Here is a 21,021-nt window from a genome sequence, read left to right on the forward strand (position 1 = left end):
GTACGGAATGAAGAATAAAATTATGACAGGATTTTTAATAACATCAATCGTTACTGGAGCGACTATTCCTATCAATACTCTCGCAATGCCAATCGTTCAGGCAGAAACGAAACAAGATAATATAGATATTTCCTCAGCATTACGAAAAATAGGTGCACACTCCAAATTAACACAAACCTTTATAGATGGAGCCTTAGCAAGTCCGAATATGCAACTTGAAGAAGTTCCATCTTTAAATACAACTCAATTTCTAATTAAACAAGATATGAAAGAGTGGTCATCAGAACTATATCCAAAATTAATTCTACTAAATTCAAAAAGTAAAGGATTTGCAACCAAATTTAATAGCTATTATCCAACATTAAAAGGATTTGTAGATAATAAGGAAGATAAAGAAGGGTTTATAGATAGACTGGAAGTTCTTCAAGATATGACTATAACAAACAAAGAAAACGTGCAACGTCAGATTAATGAGTTAACAGATCTTAAACTACAGGTAGATAAGAAACTGAAAAATCTTGATACAGATGTGGTAAAAGCACAGAGTGTACTTAGTTCAGAGGGAACAGGAAAAATAGACAAGTTAAAAAATGAAATGCTAAATACAAAAAAATCAATTCAAAATGATTTAGAGCAAATAGCATTATTACCAGGAGCTTTAAATGAACAAGGGCTAAAGGTATTCCAAGAAATTTATAGCCTATCAAAAGATATCATTGAACCGGCTGCTCAAACAGCGGTAGTAGCGTATAACAAAGGAAAAGAAATAAACAATGCTATTGTAGAAGCAGAGAAGAAAGCAGAGCAAGAAGCAACAGAAAAGGGAAAATCAGCTATAGAAATTGAAGTTGCCAAAAAAGAAGCACGTGAAACGATAGAGAAAAGTAAAAAAGGTGAAATTGCTGCAGCTGCAGTTACGAAAACGAAAGAGTATGATCTTATGAAAGTAATTGATCCTGAAAAAATTAAAAAAACATATAGTACCTTTGCCGAAATTAATAAATTAACAGCAGAGCAAAGAGCATATTTAAATGATTTAGAGAAACAAAATCAGACATTATATGACTTAACAACTAAATTAACAGTAGCAGATTTACAAAAATCAATGATTCTTTTCATGCAAAATGATTTGCATACATTTGCTAATCAAGTAGATGGAGAAATTGAGCTAATGAAACGTTATAAAGAGGATTTGAATCTAATAAATAATAGTATTACAAAATTATTGACTGAAGTTGATACTAGTAACACTCAGTCTCAAAAAGATACATTAAGACGACTAAAAAATGTAACAAATCAACTCGAAGAACAAGTTTATAAATTTTAATATTAAGAATTTAGGTTTAATAAAAAGATAATAACTCAATTGAAAATAAGGAGGAGAATCAAATAATGAAATTTCCATTTAAGGTCATAACTTTGGCCACTTTAGCAACGGTTATAACTGCTACGAATGGTAGTACTATTCACGCACTTGCACAAGAACAGACAGCACAAGAACAGACAGCACAAGAACAGAAAATAGAAAATTATGCGTTAGGACCTGAAGGGTTAAAGAAAGTGTTGGCTGAAACAGGCTCTCATATTCTTGTAATGGATTTGTACGCAAAAACAATGATTAAGCAACCGAATGTAAATTTATCCAACATTGATTTAGGTTCAGGAGGGGGAGAATTAATCAAAAACATTCACCTGAATCAGGAACTGTCACGAATCAATGCAAATTACTGGCTAGATACAGCGAAGCCAAACATTCAAAAGACAGCACGTAATATTGTAAATTATGATGAACAATTTCAAAATTATTACGACACACTAGTAGATACTGTAAAAAAGAAAGATAAGGCGGGCCTCAAAGAAGGAATAGGGGATTTAATCGGTACAATTCATACAAATTCAAATGAAGTTACGGAAGTTATTAAGATGTTAGAAGCTTTCAAAACAAGGTTGTATACAAATACTGTAGATTTTAAGAATAATGTTGGAGGTCCAGATGGACAAGGAGGATTAACGGCTATATTAGCGGGAAAACAAGCACTAGTCCCACAACTTCAGGCCGAAATTGAGAATTTACGTTCTACGCAGAAAGCACATTTTGATAATGTATTAGCTTGGTCAATTGGTGGTGGATTAGGAGCAGCTATTTTAGTTATTGGAACGATTGCAGGAGCGGTAGTAATTGTTGTGACCGGTGGCACAGCGACACCAGCTGTTGTTGGTGGTCTAACAGCTCTAGGGGCAGCTGGTATCGGTTTAGGAACAGCAGCTGGTGTTGCGGCATCTAATCATATGAACTCCTATAACGAAATTTCTAATAAAATCGGAGAATTAAGTATGAAAGCCGATCTTGCTAACCAAGCAGTTATTTCACTTACTAATACAAAAGACACGTTGACATATTTGTATCAGACAGTGGATCAAGCAATCATGTCTCTAACGAATATTCAGCAACAATGGAATACGATGGGAGCGAATTATAAAGATCTATATGATAATATCGACCAAATGCAAGAACATAAACTTTCTTTAATACCTGATGATTTAAAGGCTGCAAAACAAAGTTGGAATGATATTCATAAGGATGCAGAATTCATTTCAAAAGACATTGCTTTTAAACAAGAAAAAACAAATTAAAAATCAATATATATGTATAGGAGGAATTAAAATGAATAAAAACTTTCCTTATAAACTACTTGCTGTATCGACGTTTTTAACTCTGACAACAACTACTGTAGTTTCTCCAGTGGCAGCCTTCGCAAGTGAAAGTAAAATGGAACAAACTAGTACCGAAGATATATCTCTTTCTGTAAACAGCGAAAAGATGAAAAAAGCTTTGCAAGATGCTGGGGTATTTGCAAAATCCATGAATGATTACTCTTATTTGTTAATTAAAAACCCAGATGTTAACTTTGAAGGAATTGACATTAAAGGATATACAAATCTACCTAGTCAAATTCTACAAGATCAAAAGAATGCAAGAGAGCATGCTACGAAATGGGATTCACACATAAAAAAACAACTTTTAGATACACTGACGGGGATTGTAGAGTATGATACTAAATTCGACAATTATTATGACACATTAGTAGAAGCGATTAATGAAGGGGATGCAGACACATTAAAAGAAGGCATTACAGATTTACAAGGTGAGATTAAACAAAATCAAGCATATACACAGAATTTAATACAAGAACTAGCTAAGTTAAGAGATAGTATTGGAGAAGATGTCCGGGCATTTGGAGGTCATAAAGATATTTTACATTCGATTCTGAAAAACCAAGCATCTGGAATTGATGAAGATGAAAAGCGCCTAAATGAAGTTTTAGAGCAAGTAAGACATTTTAAACAAGTAGAATCAGATGGAATAATAACTGTATCAATTCCCTCAATTCCTACGTGGATTGCTGGTGGTGTAATGATAGGGGTAGCAAGAAATAATTTAGGTACGTTAGAGCCGTTGTTAGCACAATTACGTCAGACTATAGATTATAAAGTAACATTAAATCGTGTAGTTGGTGTTGCGTATAATAATATTAATGAAATGCACAATGCGATTGGATCGGCTATTAATGCACTTACCTATATGTCTGCACAATGGCATGATTTAGATTCTCAATATTCGGGAGTGCTTAGTCATATTGATAAAGCATCCCAAAAAGCGGATCAAAATAAATTCAAATTCCTAAAACCTAATTTGAATGCAGCGAAAGATAGTTGGAAAACATTGAGAGCGGATGCGTTTACATTAAAAGAAGGGATAAAAACATTAAAAATGGATCCTGTTTCTTCAAAAAAATAGCGGAATACGGTATTTGTTGCAAGGGCATTTATACAGTTATAAAATGATTTTTTGTTCTTTATAAATTGAAAAGACGGAGGTATAATCAGGCCTCTGTCTTTTATTTTATTGAAATATTTTTATAATTCCATCCTATATGTAGAAAGTAGTTATACAAGTTTGAATTTTTTAGGTGAATGATTTTTATGAATTTTTCCGTAAAACCTAATCTATGATTAGTGAGCTTTATATTCTTATTTTCCTAATTGAATACTTTTATACAATTAGATGGAAGTTAATAATACTAAATCAAAACATAATAGGTTGTTATTGATGAGTTTATCGCAAAGTTGTTATTTTATGTGTCATCAAATAACATTTATAAACAATTAGAAATAAAGAAAAGGAGACTATTATGAGAAAAAATAGAGTATTAGATACAACATAAATAGCGTAAAAAATTTTTGGTGTAAAAACGTAATAAATAAAATAATAATCCTTACATGTACTAAGGGAAAATGAGGGAGATAATATGGGGAATAACTCAAAATATAAAACTAGAAAAATACTTGCAGCTACTGCTACAGTAACTATGCTTGCGACTGGAATGATTTCTTCACCGGATGTCTTTGCAGAGGAAATGCAGCAGCAAAAAAATTATCAACATCACTGCAAGAAGAAAAGTCAGTTAAATTAGAAAATAGAACATATACAGTCCCAGGAAAAGGGGATGTTGAGGTACTAAAACAACAGGAAAGAAAAAGTATGGCATTTAGTCCATATGAACCCACTGGTTTATATGCAAAGCCAAATGAACAAATAACGATTAATGTAGAAGGAAATCAAAATATTCAAGCATACATTGGAACGTATTCGTATGATGCTTCTTGGAGAGAAGATTCTAAAATAAAATCATTTACATTAAAACCTGGTATAAACACAATTCAATCTCCAAATGGGGGGATGATTTATTTTTATAATAAACAACAAGGTGGTACCATTCGAACAACAGTCACAACAGGTGGAACGACTACTCCTTTTTTTGAACTAGGAAAGCATACGAAACAAGATTTAATAAACATGTTGGACCAATATCCCAATGCACATGCAGTGGAGTTAAAAGGAGAACGTGTATTAATTACGGCCAGCCCTGCACGTGTTAAGAAATATTTGTTAGGTTCTAATACAGATCCTGTACAACTCTTAAAAAAGATGGATGAAGCTACTCGAATTCAAGACAAAGTAGCTGGTTTATCCGAGGAACAAGTAGATAAACATTATATTCATTACGTAGAAGAAAATCATTCTCCCGATTATTATATGTATGCAACTTCTTATCGAACCGCATATGTAGGAGATGCAATCCAATACGTGTTAGATATTAATAAATTTATAAAAGATGGCTGGGGTCCTTGGCATGAGGCAGGGCATTTGAGACAGCAATCACCTTGGAAGTTTTATAATATGACAGAAGTACAAAATAATATTTACAGCCTTTCTGTAGAAAAAGCATTTACATCTAATCAATCTTTTAGATTGCAACAGGAGGGCGCTTATACTAAGGCATTTCAATACTTAGAACAACCTAATAAAAATTATGACGAAGTTAGTGATGTTTTTGTTAAGCTTGTTATGCTTTGGCAACTACAGTTAGCATATGGAGAGGACTTCTATCCTAAATTGCATCAATTGTATAGAGACATGTCTTCAAGTGAACTTCCACAAACTGATGAAAATAAAAAACAATTATTTATGATTTCGGCATCAAAAGTAGCCAAACAAAATTTGATACCTTTCTTTGAGAAGTGGGGATTGCGTCCGAATAACGATACCATTCAAAAAGTGGCTACATTAGGATATCCAATTTTAACAGCAGAGATTTGGAAGGGTACGGATTCTAATCCAATTAAACCAGATGTGCCTAATGAAAATAATATTTTAGAAGGAAGCCAATTTGCATGGTCACTAAAAGGAATTAGTGATTTCGAATTTGCTAAAATCAATTTCAATAAGTCGACAGAAGAAATGAAAATTGACTTAAAAGCAGGCATACCACATCATTATTTTAATGAAACGTATGCGAGTATTAAAGTACAAAATGCATCAGGAAAAGTAGTATACAATAAAGACATTTATGGAAACAAGCAACAAAATGCTGAATCGAAAAAAGTTCCAGTTAAAGTAGGGGATTATATTGAGTTAACACATCTAGAAGGTGTGCATAGAGCTACTTTCACAAATGTAGATAACAGTAAACAAGAAAGCTTTGGAAAAAAAGCAATGTACGAAGTTACAAAAGAAGGTCTGAAGAAAGTAGAAAAAATGCCAGAAGCAACAATTTTAGACGGAAATCAATTTGGCTGGTCACTAAAAGGAATTAGTGATTTCGAGTTTGCTAAAATCAATTTCAATAAGTCGGCAGAAGAAATGCAAGTGGACTTAAAAGCAGGTGTACCGCATCATTATTTTAATGAAACATATGCGAGTATTAAAGTACAAAATGCATCAGGAAAAGTAGTATACAATAAAGACATCTATGGAAACAAACAACAAAATGCTGAATCGCAAAAAGTTCCAGTTAAAGTAGGGGATTATATTGAGTTAACACATTTAGAAGGTGTGCATAGAGCTACTTTCACAAATGTAGATAATAGTAAACAAGAAAGCTTTGGAAAAAAAGCAATGTACGAAGTTACAAAAGAAGGTCTGAAGAAAGTTGAAAAAATGCCAGAAACAACGGTTTTAGACGGAAATCAATTCGGTTGGTCTTTAAAAGGATATAGTGATAGAGAAATCGCAAAAGTAGATTATAATAGGGCAACTGAGAAAATGCAGGTGAATTTAGAAGCTGGTGTACCACATTCTTACTTTAATAATACGTATGCAAGTATTAAAGTACAGAATTCATCCGGTAGTGTTGTGTACAATAAGGAAATAGTGGGAAATAGACAACAAATTGCTGGAAGCCAAACCGTGCCCGTAAAAGTGGGAGATTACATTGAGTTTACCCATATAGAAGGGGAAGCGGTAAAGGAAAAGACACGCGCTACACTTATTAACCTTGAGAATAATAAACAAGAATATATAGGTAAAAAAAGAACCTATCGCGTTACTTCTACGGGATTAAACAAAATAGATTAACATGAAGAACATTCAAATGCGGGTGCACTACAAGGTGTGAATTTATTTAATGGAAGTTGGACAGTTGCTATACAGGCAGCAAATTTACAATATGTTTCTGCTGAGCCATCGGGAAATGTGATAGCTAATCGTAATGCAGTTAATGAATGGGAGAAATTCGAATTAATTCCGACTGGGGAATTATATACGTACGCTTTAAAAGAAAAAAGTAATGGGAAATACGTTTCGTTTGAACCAAATGGTAGAGTAGTAGCAGATCGTACATCAATTGGGGCATGGGAAAAGTTTATTTTATATAATGGTGGAGACAATAGGATATATGTATTACAAGCACTGAGTAATGGTAGATTCATATCAGCTAATGGTGGTAGAGAATTAACAGCTAATAGTTATATGTAGCTGGAAGCTGAGAAAGATTTGTTATTGTATACCTTTAAATTTTGAAGTGTTATATATCTAAGTGATAATGGTATGTTTAGTTGGTATGAATTCCCATAAAAATAAAGTGGTAAGTACTTAATATAAGTGTATATTAACGTGCAAACAGGGCTGCAAGTAATTGGTAGTCCTTTTTGTATGTGGAATAAGGACTTGCTGAGGATGTAATGAGAAGAAAAAGAACCCTATAGGGTTCTTTTTCAAGGCATATTAACAGTAAGGAGAATCATGAAATGCTACTTCAAATCTTTATTAGGGGAAAGATTTTGAAAAAGCTTAACATACAGCTATTTTTACATAAATGTAATATATAGTAAATTGATAATGTTTATACTTACTATTACTAATATTCAATTAATATAGTTTACACTATTGGTATAGTGTAAATGAACGTTTAATGCAGTATATATTCAAAAATATGAGTAAATGATAAATTGTCTTACAAATATCTTATTTTTTAATAATTATATCTATAACGTTTATCAAGATGAAAATTAACAAATGGATGGCTTTAGGATTTACGTTGGTTGTAATAGAAAAAGGTATTAAGGCAGGATATGACTTCTACACACATGATTACTATGGTGTCAGTTGGAGTTTAGCTATCATTGTCTATTGCATATACGAGATGAAAAATTATCATATTGAAACAAATAAATAGCCGCAAAAAATAAGGTGTTAGTAGGCGAAATGCTTATTAAAATATACAATAAAGAATGGGAAAAAGTATATTAGTTTTAGAAATTTGAGTTGAAAAGCGGCTAACAAAAGCTAAGAGTGATTAGAACATTCATAGATGTAATAAAAAGAGGTTAACCCAAGTAGCTATTCAGCTATATTTTGGGCAACCTTCTTTTTATATTTATTTGTAAAATCCCTGTCACTCTTCTCGGTATTCTTCAGCTAAGTGAGAGGGATATGATGAAATAGGAGGGCCAATCTTAAAGTGGGCTAAATTGGTCTTTGAAATTGCTATACAGTTCTTTAATAAATAAAGTTTTTGTAATATGTCTTTATCTATTGGATGAAGCATGTGATTTGTCATAATGAAATAATTGTGATGATAAATAAATACTTTTCCTTCAGGGAGGATCGTTTGATTGGATAAATTCGGATGAATAGGTGGTCCATCTGAAAATTGATCTAAACTATTTTGTGAAACTTTAATAATTTCTTGAGCTGTAAATTTAAATTTGCGAAATGCTATCGTGTTAATGAAAAGACGTTTTTGATTATTTTCTATATAAAACAACTCTTTTTTTCGTTTTGTACAACCCGTAAATTTGGAATTGATTCTGCAAGGGTTATGGGGGGACCTTCTGTATATTTGTAGATGAATGGATCAGGGATTAAGACAATTTCATTTTGATTATATTTGAAGTAGGAAAGCATGTCTTTTGAAATGAGCCTACGTTTAAAATTATCAATTAAAAATACTTCACCTTGTGAATTACTAAACAAAATACCATTTAAATCCTTTGAAGGGAGGTTAGCATATAGGTTTTGGAAAGAAAATGGTGTTTTAAAAGTAATATCGAGCACTTTGCTAATAGGATAAAAAGGTTGGAATGTATTTAGGCGTTTCCAAAACATTGCATCTCCAACAAACCAATATATAGGATTTGTATCCCAATATTCGCAATATTTTTCATAAACCTTTAATAATATTCTTCTAGTATGCATAACTGAACAGTGATCTACAACATTTGCAGCTGTATATAAAATTTTTGAAGCTTCTCTCACAAATTCATGTATAGGTTGTAGGTTATAATCAACATATTTTACGTATTGAGAAGAGTACACTACATCTATTTCAGGATGTTTTTCTAAGAAAGATAACATTTCAGCTAATCTATTTGGAAGATACATAGTATCATCCGTTAAATAACAAATATAATCCCCATGGGTTAATGGAAGTGCCTCATTGATAAGTGTTGCATATCTTGTAGTTTTATATCTCTCATTATCTTGTATAATACTATTTTTATAATTAATTCGAGGATCATCTAAATAATTTTTTATAATATTTATAGTTTCCGGACAGGAGTTATCATCCATAATGAAAAGTTCCCATTCTTTATAAGTTTGCATCTAGGACACTTTCAATAACTTGATTGATTAATGATGGTTTATTATAGCTAGTAAGGATAATTGATATTAGGGGTTGCAAAGTCTTCACCTCTTTTGAGAATATTGAATGTGGTTTTTCTAGTGAAATCTAATAATTAAACCTGTATTGATACTTTCTTATTTATACTTGAATAGTTTATTACTTTGTAATAGATATGGTATGGATTATAGTGGAGTGGAAAAATATATGCTGCTATATAATTTTAATAGATATATAAATCTTTTTAAAAATTATCGGAACGGATTCGTCCTTCTTGTTTATATAATAACGTAACTGTTTTTGTATTTGTTGATAAGGAGGAGAGGGAGATTTGCCTAAAATTTCAGTTATAATGACAAGTTACAATAAGCCTACGTTTGTTGCAAAATCGATATTAAGTGTATTAAACCAAACTTTTCAAGATTTTGAACTTTTTATAATGGACGATGATTCTAATGAAATGACCCAGAAGGTAATTCAACCATTTATAAATAAGGAAAATGTACATTTTTATAAAAGTAATGTGGCCCATATTTCTGAACGGACAAAAAAAGTCAGATATGCTGCTTTAATTAATGAGGCACTTAAGTATGCGAAAGGGGAATATATAACTTATATTACAGATGATAATCAATATGAAAAAGAACGACTCGAAAAGATGTCTAGTTATCTTGATAAGAATAAAGATGTTCAAATTATTTATTCTGCATCAAAAACGATTCATATAGATGAATCAGATTTGCCAATCAAAATTGTGGAAAGGCCTGCTAAAAAAGTTACTAATAATGCCCCATGTACAATTGATCATTGTTCTATTATGCATAGAGCCTCTGTTTTACCAATTCTTGAAAAAAGGTGGAATTCTTACTGGGATGAAGATCCTCAGTTTTATCGGATAGGAGATGCACGCTTTTTTTGGAGATTAAATCACTATTGGGATTTTTATCCTTTAGATGAAATTTTAGATATCAATTATATAACTCCTCATTCAATACATGCGCAGTTATTTGCTGAAGAAAAAAATGAATTTGTACAATTATTACCGCCACAAAGAACATGTAAAGAATTAAGAGAAGACTTAAGAAAAAAAGAGGGTGAAAAATTGAGTGAAATTTATTTGAAAAATTACTGGTTATTAAATCTAGAGTATATAAATATTTTTTCCGAGTTAAAGCATTATAACATTCCTTTACCATTACTAAGTAATTTTTATCAATATTTAGATGCAGATGTTAAAAATAAAATGAAAGAAAATAATTTTTATAAGCAACTGTCAATTGAGCCCATAGAGGAAACACAGTTACAGTTAGAGTTTGAAAAAAGAATGTCTTCATTTCAAGCAAAAATAAAAAGAATAAATCGAAATGGAGCAATCCTTCTAAATTCAGATTATCTCCGTTTTTCAGTAAGTAACTTTATCCACTTTAATCCAAATCAAACAAAGATATTAACAAGATCAAAAAAGACAGAACTTTATGGTCTTCCTACAATTTGTGCACCAGATTATATAAATAAAGCCTCTAATACCGCACATGTTTTCATAGAAAAAGCTAAAGAAATCTTTTTAAAGTTTAATAAGCACCCACTATTTTCAAACATGTTTTTTCAAAAAAATTACTAAGTGACCTTCCTATCATGATTGAGAAACTTAATATGGCCTATTTCATTTTTAAAGAACAAGATATTTCTAGTGTGATTGTTGGTACTACGGAAGATGTAACAAGTAGAGCTCTTACTTTTCTTTCTAGAAGTGAGGGGATACCAAGTTATTGTCTTCAGCATGGTGCAATAATGGGAGAAGAAGCATATTTTCCAGTTTTCGCTACGAAACAGGTCGTATATGGGAAATATGAAGAAGATTGGTACCTTCAAAAAGGGAGTAGTGAATCTCAAATAGAGATTGTGGGGCACCCCAGATTTGATGACATCTTCAATAGGACATATATGGATAAGAAAGAGCTTTTTAAAACATTAAAAATAGATCCCACTACAAAAGTAATTTTTATTGCAACCCAGCCATTTAAAACTTCATTTTATATTGAACTGACAGAAAAGTTAGTGAAGGACAAAAATATTACGGTTATTATAAAGCCTCATCCTTGGGAAAAAGGGCGTAACCTAGTGGGAGAATATATTAGGTTAAGTAACTTATATCCTAATGTTAAATATATAACAAATGAAGTGAACATGTATGATGTTATTTTACATGCGAATCTTGTGGTTATCTCGAATTCAACGGTAGGGTTAGAGGCAATGTTATTAGATATACCTGTAGTTGTTTATAAATCGCTATTAGAAGATAGAGATTATAAATATTATGATAAATTAGATTGGCTTGTAAATCACTCTATTGAAGATATGCTTAGCACAGTTAAAAAGGTCCTAAATGATTCTTCACAATCAAATCTAGCGAAAGAATTAAGAAGAAAATTTATTAATGAAAACTATCCGCAAGAAGCATGCACTAAAAAATTGATAAATTTAATTCAAAGTGAAAAAGATTGAGCTCATCATCCCTTATTTATTTTTGAAGTAAGGGATTCCTAAAACAACACCATATCCTCAGATTTTAATGATCAATATGTAACATAAATTTGCAATAAAAACGTATGTTTCAATATGCAAAAGCTAGTTTATCTCTCACTTAATTGTTTGCCTATAGAACTACACACGAATTGAGGAGAGAATATTCTTGGCTAAAAGTTATTTTAATAAGAGGAGGTATACATTTCTATGTTTTTTAAAGATAAAAACGTTTTAATTATTGGTGGAACAGGAACAATTGGAAAAAGCATTCTTTCTAATGTTCTACAGGAAAAGCCAAAAGTTGTAAGGATTTTTAGTAGAAGTGAATATAATCAATTTTTATTACAAGAAGAATTTAGGGATAATAATCAAAATATACGTTATTTAATCGGGGATATTCGCAATTATGATCGATTATTTAGCGCAATGGAAAATATTGATTATGTGTTCCATGTTGCGGCGATGAAGCATGTTTCATTTTGTGAATATAATCCGTTTGAAGCGGTATTGACCAACATTTTGGGAACACAAAATGTAATAAAAGCAGCAATTGCCCAGAAAGTAAAAAAGGTGATTTTCACAAGCTCTGATAAAGCAATTTCACCAACAAATAATTACGGTGCAACAAAACTAACAGCTGAAAGATTGATAACATCAGCAGAATATTCAAAAGGATCTAGTGAAACAATATTTGCAAGTGTACGTTTCGGAAATGTTATGGGATCGAGAGGTTCTGTTATTCCCTTATTTGAAAATCAAATTAAAGAAAATCACAAAATAACTGTAACTGATCTTAGTATGAGCAGATTTATGATGACACTGAAACAAGCAACGATGTTAACCATTGAAGCAATGAAAATAGCAACGGGTGGTGAAACTTTTATATTAAAAATGCCAGTCATTTCATTAAATGATTTAAGTGAAGTGATGATAGAAGAAGTCACAAAGTTGTATGGGTTGCCCAAGGAGAATATTAAGGTTGAAGAGATTGGATTAAAACCTGGTGAAAAAATGTATGAAGAACTTATGACATATGATGAATCTTTACAGGCTTTTGAATTACCGGATATGTTTATCATACCAAGTCCACTAAAAAAGGGTGCTCAATATGAAAATGCCAATAGAGCGAAGCCAGGATTTTATCGTTCTGATTATCAAGATGCGATTTCAAAAGAAGAGCTTAGAAATTTGATTATAAACCAGCAACTACTAGCAGGAGGGGAGAAATTATGAAAATATTAGTAACTGGTGGTGCAGGATTTATTGGTAGGTGGGTTGTAAAGCGATTATTGCAAGATAAGCATGAAGTATGGATATTAGACAATTTAGCAAATTCAACTACTGCAAATATTACCGAGTTTGCACACGATTTAAATTTAAAGCAATGCATTCAAGGAGATATTAAAGACAAAAAATTAGTTGACTCAATTATTTGAAAATTATTCATTTGACCTTTGTTATCATTTAGCAGCAAGTATCAATGTTCAAGATAGTATAGATGATGCTAGAACAACTTTTGAAAATGATACAATAGGTACTTTTAATTTGTTAGAACAATGTCTTAAGTATAATGTCAAAATGGTCTTTATGAGTACTTGTATGGTATATGATAAAGCTACTAATATACAAGGGATATCAGAATTAGATCCGATTAAACCAGCTTCTCCATATGCTGGATCAAAAATAGCTGCTGAAAACATGGTGTTATCTTACTATTATGCTTATAAGCTCCCTGTTGTGGTTATTCGTCCATTTAATACGTATGGCCCATTCCAGAAAACTGGTGGTGAAGGTGGGGTTGTTGCCATTTTTATAAATAATAAATTAGATAAAGTACCACTAAATATTTATGGGGACGGAAAACAAACGAGAGACCTTTTATACGTTGAAGATTGTGCAGATTTTGTTGTGGCAGCAGGATACTCTGCAAAAGCAAATGGGCATATTATCAACGCTGGAACAGGACAAGATATATCCATTAATAAATTAGCAGAATTGATTTCGGGAAATAAAGTAAATATTCAACATGTAACTCATATCCATCCACAAAGTGAAATTCAAAAATTATTATGTAACTATGAAAAAGCAAAAACAATATTAAACTGGGAACCGAAAGTTTCTTTAGAAGATGGAGTTAATAAAACAGAAGAGTGGATTAAATCTTTAAAAATTTATCCTAAGGAGAAAGAATAATGGTCAAGGCAAATTCTCGGTATACATGGAGGAAAACCTGTTAGAGAAACATATTTACCATATGGTCAGCAACAAATTGATGAATGTGACATTCAAGCTGTTGTAGACGTATTAAAAGGAGATTTTTTAACAACAGGACCAATGGTTCAACAGTTTGAGGAGGCTATAGCGAAATATGTCGGGAGCAAAATACGCTGTTTCTTTTTCAAATGGTACAGCTTCATTGCATGCTGCCTGCTATGCAGCTGGCATAACTGAGGGAGATGAAGTAATTACAACTCCAATGACATTTGTAGCAAGTGCAAATTGTATTTTATACCAGGGTGGAAAGCCGGTCTTCGCCGATATTGACAATGAAACATATAACATTAGTCCTAAATCTATAGAGGAAAAGATTACAAACAAAACAAAAGCCATCATTCCCGTACACTTTACTGGGCAGCCTGTAGAGTTAGATGCAATAGAAAAAATAGCAAAAGAAAATAATTTGATTATCATTGAAGATGCAGCTCACGCATTAGGAGCCACATATAAAAATAAAAAGATTGGTTCAATTGGTGATATGACAATGTTTAGCTTTCATCCGGTGAAACATATTACAACAGGAGAGGGTGGAGTAATTACTACAAATAATACTTTGCTTTATGAAAAGCTTGTTCAATTTCGTACACATGGAATTGAAAGGAATCCTCAAAAACTTCTTGATAATCATGGGCCTTGGTATTATGAAATGCAATTTTTGGGTTACAATTACAGGATGACTGATATACAGGCTGCTCTTGGCTTATCACAGTTAAGTAAATTAGAGTCTTTTATTAAGATTCGAAAGAAATATGTAGACATCTATAATAAAGAATTTAGTTGTTTACCTGAAATCATCATACCAAAGCAATTGCCTCAAACCGATTCAAGTTGGCACCTTTATATCATTCGGTTAAATACTAAATTATTAAAGGGTAATCGAAAAGAAATTTATGAGGCATTACAAAAAGAAAATATTGGTGTGAATGTGCACTATATACCGGTTCATTTACAACCGTTTTATCAAAATTTAGGTTATGGAAAGGGCCTTTGTCCAGAAGCAGAAAATTTATACGAGGAAATTATTACTCTTCCTCTATTTCCTAAAATGGCAGAGGATGATGTATGGGATGTAATAAAAGCAGTAAGAAAAGTTCTTTCGTTTTATAGAGTTGCTAAACATTAAATGAAAGGGGTGTTATTAGAATTGCGAAACAAAAAGTTGTTAAGAGCAGTAACAAAAGTTGATATAAAAAAAGGAGAAATCATTACAGCTAATAAAGTTGATATGGAATTAGATATTGTTGAAAATGCACTGAACGAGCTTGAAGCAGAGGAATTATTACCTCAGGTAGCTGTATATAATTTGTCTAGCAGGTACCCCATTAACAAAAGAGGTGATTGAACCTCCAAAGGTAGTAATAATTGTACTTTGCCGGTTAAAATCTACTAGGTTACCTTTAAAGGCGATATTGCCAATACACGGAGTTCCTTCCATTGAACGATGTCTAGTAAATACATTAGCTATTCCAGGAAAACACCAGGTCATACTTGCTACTTCAGATGTTACGCAAGATGATCCTTTGGAAAAATTTGATTTAGATGGGGAAGTTAAGATTTTTAGGGGCGATCCAGAAAATACCGCAGATCGCATATTCCAAGCTGCAAAACAAGAAAATGCAAATATTGTCATACGGATTACAGGGGATTGCCCAGCTGTGTCACCAGAAATTAATGCTTTTTTACTAGATGAACATTTAAAAAGCGGTGCAGATTATACACAGGCAGAGTTAAGTACGTTACCTGTCGGAACAGCAGGCGATATTTTTACATTAGAGGCAATCGAACGACTACTACAAACCCAAAAACCTTTAACCTATGCAGAATACCTTCCGTTTTATTTTATTAATAATCCACATTTATTCCGTATCAATATAGTGAAACTCCCCCAGCATTTTGTTATCCTACTTGGAGGTTAACATTAGACGAACAACCAGATCTAGATATGTTCAATAAACTTTATAAAATTTTGAATGTAAAATCTAAACCTTTATTTTTTCATCAAATAAAAGATTACATCCTTCGAAATTCTGAACTTATTCAAATCAATAGTCATGTGAAATTGAAATGGGCAAATCAACAATCATTAGTAGATGAGCTAAATAGAGAAACAAAATTATAAATCAATAAATTGTATTACTTTTAACGAGGAGGGAGTAACTTGGATGAGAAAAAAATTGTCTTTCGCGCTGATGCATCTATTGAAATAGGGACCGGCCATATTATGCGTTGTTTAACACTGGCTCAGGAGTTACAGAATAAAGGTGCGCAAATTTATTTCATTTGTCGTAAGCTACAAGGTGATCTTCAGCAATATATTTTAAGTAAGGGATTCCACGTATTTTTATTAGATACAAATGATGAAAATACTGAATTTCTTAAGTACAGTACACGGGAGTTATTTATACTGGCTAAAATATCATTGGTTTGTTGATGCAAAACAGACAAATGATATCTTGTCACAACTCCCACGATTTGATTGGGTAATTGTTGATCATTATGGATTAGATAAAAAATGGGAAACTGTTTTAAGAAAAACTGTAAAAAAGATTATGGTAATTGATGATCTTGCAGATCGAGTACATGATTGTGAGTTGTTACTAGATCAAAATCTATACGAAAGCCTTAATGAACGCTATAAAGAATTAATACCAGAGCACTCTTTAATAAAATTAGGACCTAAATATGCCATATTACGGCCAGAGTTCCATTCTGCTAAGAAATTTTTACGAAAAAGAACGGGTGCGGTTGAACATATTTTTATATTTTTTGGTGGGCACGATGTAACGAATGAGACATTAAAAACGTTAAGAGCTATAGAAAATATTAATAGTGATACTTTAAAAATAGATGTGGTGGTAGGGAGCCAAAATCCGCATAAAGAGGAGATTCAAACTTATTGTAAGAGTGTTTGTAACGCCTCATTTTATTGTCAAATAGAGAATATGGAAGAGCTTCTCGTACAAGCTGATTTTGGGATAGGAGCTGGGGGCACAACCACATGGGAACGCTGCTTTCTTGGATTACCTTCTATAACAATTACAACTGCCCAAAATCAAATTGAAGTAACCCAGGCTGTAGCGAAGGTTGGAGCTACATGGAATATTGGCACAGCTAAAAGTGTTTCGGATAAAACAATTACGAAATGCCTAAACAAACTTTTATCAGATTCTAAAATAGTGAAAGAAATGTCTAATAAAGCTCTTTCTATACAGTGTGCCAGTAACTCAAATGAAATAACAAAAATTATTTTAGGAGGATAGTATGTTAAATATTGGGGATTTTCAATTGAAAAAGTTAGAAAAGAAAGATTTAGAACTTATTTTACAGTGGCGGAATACAAAAGAAATTCGCTCGGTTATGTATGAAGATCATCAAATAACAATAGACGAACATTTAAAGTGGTATGAAAAACTAGTAGTGGATGATACAAAAGTTGCAAGATTATTAACATATGAAGAAAAACCAATTGGATTTGTTAATTTTACAAAAATAGATAAAATGGATCGGACTTGTTATTGGGGATTTTATATAGGTGAAAAACAAAGCGTAAAACGTGCTGGAACGGTATTAGGTTTATTAGCATTAGACTATATTTTTGAAACAAATGACATACACAAAGTTTGTGCAGAAATAATAGAATCAAACCGTATTAGTTTAAATTTCCATCAGAAATTTGGGTTCCAAGAAGATGGAAGATATGAAAACTATATTTACAGGGATAATGAATTATATTGATGTTATTACAATGGCCCTGTCTCATGAACAATGGGCGGAAAGGAAAGAAGCAATAAAAAAAGAACTTGAAGGTGAAAAATATGAGTAATGTATATATCAGAGGTAGAGAGATTGGCAATAGCTCGCCACCATTTATTATTGCAGAAATGTCAGGGAATCATAATCAATCATTAGATAGGGCGTTGCAAATTGTAGAGGCAGCTGCGGAGGCTGGGGCACAAGGATTTAAAATTCAAACATATACACCAGATACAATGACTTTAAATATAGAAAATGGTGATTTTTTAATTCACGATACGAAAAGCTTATGGAAAGGTAAATCACTTTATCATTTATATAAAGAAGCTTATACACCATGGGAGTGGCATAAACCCATTTTTGATCGCTGTATAGAGTTAGGGATGGTACCATTTAGTACGCCGTTTGATGAAACAGCTGTAGACTTTCTAGAGTCATTAAATGTTTCTTGTTATAAAATCGCATCTTTTGAAAATACTGATATTCCCCTTATACGTAAAGTAGCAGCAACAGGAAAACCAATAATCATTTCGACAGGTATGGCTTCGATTGCTGAACTAGATGAAGCAGTAAGTGCTGCGAGAGAAGAGGGATGTAAAGAATTAATTCTATTAAAATGTACAAGTACGTATCCTGCATCTCCAAAATCTACAAACATAGCTACGATACCTCATATGAAGGAGTTATTTAAATGTGAAGTAGGTTTGTCTGATCATACACTTGGGGTAGGAGTATCTGTAGCGAGTGTCGCCTTGGGAGCCACAGTAATTGAGAAACATTTAACGCTTTCGAGATCGGATGGAGGAGTTGACGCTGATTTTTCAATGGAACCTGCTGAATTTAAATTATTAGTAAGCGAAACTGAAAAAGCATGGGAATCTTTGGGGAATGTATATTATGGCCCTACTGATATAGAAAAAGATTCGTTAAAATTTAGAAGATCATTATATGTAGTAGAAAACATAAAAGCGGGAGAAGTCTTTACAAATAGAGAATATTAAAGCTATTAGACCAGGGAATGGTTTATTGCCAAAACACTTATCCAAAATTATCGGAAAGAAAGCGAATAAGGACATTGAAAAAGGAACGCCTGTTTCGTGGGATCTTATTTGATAGGGTACAATTAGATACTACTAGGAATTCGTTGAATAACTTAAAATGCCTTTTCAATTTAATGAAAAGGCATTTTAAGTTATTCAGAATGATTATAGAAGAAAAGATATTTTTAATTTAATAACCTAATGAAGTTGTGATTGTAAAATAGTCGTAATAAAATGGATTCTCTCATGAAAAGTATGCTGTGTAATAACTTTTGTATGAATTTTTTCGACTATTAATTCTTTTCGAAATCGTATCATTCAAATGAAAAGATACTTTATTTAAACAGTCTTCAAAGCTGTTATAGGATATAATTTCATCTTTATTGAAGAAAGATGAAAGGTCAGATTTTTCTTCAATAATTTGAAATCCTTGGCAAGCTGCAATATCAAAGGTACGATTATTAATAGTATTATTTTTCACTCTATTTTTATTTTTATTCTGTGGAAATAGATGACTACGATGCGGATTTAATATAAGACTAGCGTTATTATAATAGAGAGCAACTTCTTGAGGTGGAATCCATTCTTCTATAATCTTAATTCTTCGGTGATTTTTCCATTTTTTTAATAACTTATTTCTCCAGTGCTTACCAATAATGGTATAGTGATAAGGGGTTTTTTCCAAAAGAAACTGTATCAATTTCACACGGATTGGATAAGGATATCCAATGAACAAAACTTCACTTTTATATTTTGGATTTTTTAGACTAGGTTTAAATACATCTATATTAGTTGCTAATGGTAAGTGATATACATTGATATATCCTAAAGCTGTGTAATATTTAAGTGCTTCGCTATCAATAGTAAATATAAAATCAAAGTTATTTAATAGAAGAAGCGAAGTATCTATATAAAATGGATCCTCAGTTAACCAGACAGCTAATTTAATGTTCCTTTTTTAAAATAATGAATTGCTTTTTGTGGTAGATGATTCCCTAATAAGGTGAAAACAATATCAGGATGAAATGTTGCCGTAATGAAATCCAATTGTTCGAGTAATTCACACGGCTGTACTGCTAACCATTCAAAATTTTGATCGATAAATGCTCTCTGTATGCTTTGATCTAGATATTGATAGATTTTTGAGTAACCAGAAGTAATGTATAAGAGTTTCATATTTCAATCCCTGCTTTAGGTTTAAAATATATTATGAGATAAACGTAACACTTTCTATTTCTTTACAACTGATCTTAGTAATACTTGTAGTAGGAGGAGTAACTGAATTTTCCTCTTCTAATGTGACGATACAAGTAGTAGGATTGAAATTTGTAAAAATAGCAGGTCCAATAATATTTCCAGATTTACCAGTAACAGTAACGACTTCGCCTGGTTGTAAATTTTTAAAAATACTACATACTCCACCTGAACAACCAAATAAATTGCATAAGAACAAATTTATCCCTCCTTTAAACAATATACTATATCATATGAAAGTTTGTAGAACGATGTGTAGACAAGTAACCTTTAGAAGAGAAAAAAATGAAATTAAGGCAATTTATTGAAACAATAGAATGGTACATTTTAGGGTACGCTGATTAGATTTTTCATGAAAAAAGACATTCATTAGAATGTCTTAAATATGGATTAAGCTAGAACAATATGAATCATCTTAAGGAGTGATTAAAGTAACACTTTCTATATCTTCACAACTTATGAATATAGTATTGGTAGAAGAGGGGTTATCACATCTTCTTCTACCAATACTACTGCACATATATTCGGAAAGAACAGTGAAAAAATAGCAGGTCCAATAATTTGACCTGATCTAGTAGTAACTGTAACAACTGTTCCCGTTGGCCACGAAGAGAATAAAAAACAGGCTAAACCTGTACAATCTGCCATATTAAATCCTCCTAACTTTAAGTTTTGATTAAAATAATACAGTCCAAACATTTTAT

5 protein-coding genes and 14 pseudogenes are annotated in these 21,021 nt (G+C 31.9%); 15 read left to right on the forward strand and 4 right to left on the reverse strand.

Translation table 11 applies throughout. The annotated features are described in order from the left end of the window. Positions 1–7 precede the first annotated feature (7 nt). The 6 genes and pseudogenes from hblC to JFU23_RS30705 all read left to right on the forward strand — a co-directional run bounded on the left by hblC (position 8) and on the right by JFU23_RS30705 (position 8,018). The gene (gene hblC / locus JFU23_RS28000) at positions 8–1,327 is read left to right on the forward strand and encodes a hemolysin BL lytic component L2 (RefSeq protein ID WP_201033294.1); all 1,320 of its coding nucleotides are present in this window, start codon (positions 8–10) and stop codon (positions 1,325–1,327) included. A gap of 62 nt (positions 1,328–1,389) precedes the next feature. Beyond that, positions 1,390–2,634, forward strand: a complete 1,245-nt coding sequence (hblD, locus tag JFU23_RS28005; protein WP_201033327.1) for a hemolysin BL lytic component L1 — start codon at positions 1,390–1,392, stop codon at positions 2,632–2,634. Between the two features lie 31 nt (positions 2,635–2,665). Beyond that, positions 2,666–3,799, forward strand: coding sequence for a hemolysin BL binding component B (gene hblA, locus JFU23_RS28010; protein ID WP_016101979.1), 1,134 nt, complete (start codon positions 2,666–2,668; stop codon positions 3,797–3,799). 511 nt (positions 3,800–4,310) lie between these two features. Next, positions 4,311–6,919: pseudogene (locus JFU23_RS28015) on the forward strand (putative mucin/carbohydrate-binding domain-containing protein). Between the two features lie 6 nt (positions 6,920–6,925). Further along, positions 6,926–7,329: pseudogene (locus JFU23_RS28020) on the forward strand (fascin domain-containing protein); the annotation flags it as partial. Positions 7,330–7,765: 436 nt separating this feature from the next. Further along, a pseudogene (locus tag JFU23_RS30705) lies at positions 7,766–8,018 on the forward strand (hypothetical protein). 219 nt (positions 8,019–8,237) lie between these two features. On the opposite strand, the pseudogene JFU23_RS28025 reads toward JFU23_RS30705, so the two are convergent. Then, positions 8,238–9,527, reverse strand: a pseudogene (locus JFU23_RS28025) (glycosyltransferase family 2 protein). A 271-nt stretch (positions 9,528–9,798) separates the two neighbouring features. Here JFU23_RS28025 and JFU23_RS28030 point away from each other — a divergent pair. The 9 genes and pseudogenes from JFU23_RS28030 to pseI all read left to right on the forward strand — a co-directional run. Continuing rightward, positions 9,799–10,563: pseudogene (locus tag JFU23_RS28030) on the forward strand (glycosyltransferase family 2 protein); the annotation flags it as partial. A gap of 6 nt (positions 10,564–10,569) precedes the next feature. Then, positions 10,570–11,972, forward strand: a pseudogene (locus JFU23_RS30710) (CDP-glycerol glycerophosphotransferase family protein). 228 nt (positions 11,973–12,200) lie between these two features. Continuing rightward, entirely contained in the window at positions 12,201–13,226 is a 1,026-nt protein-coding gene (locus JFU23_RS28040) for an SDR family NAD(P)-dependent oxidoreductase (RefSeq protein ID WP_201033296.1), read from the forward strand. Next, positions 13,223–14,186 (forward strand): annotated as a pseudogene (locus JFU23_RS28045) (dTDP-glucose 4,6-dehydratase). The gene JFU23_RS28040 and the pseudogene JFU23_RS28045 overlap by 4 nt, the downstream one beginning before the upstream one ends. A 12-nt stretch (positions 14,187–14,198) precedes the next feature. Further along, a pseudogene (pseC, locus tag JFU23_RS28050) lies at positions 14,199–15,393 on the forward strand (UDP-4-amino-4,6-dideoxy-N-acetyl-beta-L-altrosamine transaminase). Continuing rightward, positions 15,394–16,389, forward strand: a pseudogene (locus JFU23_RS28055) (glycosyltransferase family protein). A 39-nt stretch (positions 16,390–16,428) separates the two neighbouring features. Further along, positions 16,429–17,530, forward strand: a pseudogene (gene pseG / locus JFU23_RS28060) (UDP-2,4-diacetamido-2,4,6-trideoxy-beta-L-altropyranose hydrolase). 1 nt (position 17,531) lies between these two features. After that, positions 17,532–18,093: pseudogene (gene pseH, locus JFU23_RS28065) on the forward strand (UDP-4-amino-4,6-dideoxy-N-acetyl-beta-L-altrosamine N-acetyltransferase). Next, positions 18,086–19,136 (forward strand): annotated as a pseudogene (gene pseI / locus JFU23_RS28070) (pseudaminic acid synthase). Before pseH ends, pseI begins: the two co-directional pseudogenes overlap by 8 nt. A gap of 125 nt (positions 19,137–19,261) precedes the next feature. Here pseI and JFU23_RS28075 read toward each other — a convergent pair. The 3 genes and pseudogenes from JFU23_RS28075 to JFU23_RS28085 all read right to left on the reverse strand — a co-directional run bounded on the left by JFU23_RS28075 (position 19,262) and on the right by JFU23_RS28085 (position 20,965). Continuing rightward, a pseudogene (locus JFU23_RS28075) lies at positions 19,262–20,239 on the reverse strand (CgeB family protein). Positions 20,240–20,270: 31 nt separating this feature from the next. After that, positions 20,271–20,516, reverse strand: a complete 246-nt coding sequence (locus JFU23_RS28080) for a CGEA protein (RefSeq protein WP_085311207.1) — start codon at positions 20,514–20,516, stop codon at positions 20,271–20,273. A gap of 216 nt (positions 20,517–20,732) precedes the next feature. Then, a pseudogene (locus tag JFU23_RS28085) lies at positions 20,733–20,965 on the reverse strand (CGEA protein). Positions 20,966–21,021: the final 56 nt, after the last annotated feature.

It is taken from the genome of Bacillus sp. TH50 (genome assembly GCF_016650565.1).
GTDB lineage: Bacteria > Bacillota > Bacilli > Bacillales > Bacillaceae_G > Bacillus_A > Bacillus_A mycoides.

Bases quoted from the DNA above. Each gene is read 5' to 3' on its own strand.
- hblC (WP_201033294.1), top strand. From the start codon at position 8: ATGAAGAATAAAATTATGACAGGATTTTTAATAACATCAATCGTTACT.
- hblA (WP_016101979.1), top strand. From the start codon at position 2,666: ATGAATAAAAACTTTCCTTATAAACTACTTGCTGTATCGACGTTTTTA.
- JFU23_RS28040 (WP_201033296.1), top strand. From the start codon at position 12,201: ATGTTTTTTAAAGATAAAAACGTTTTAATTATTGGTGGAACAGGAACA.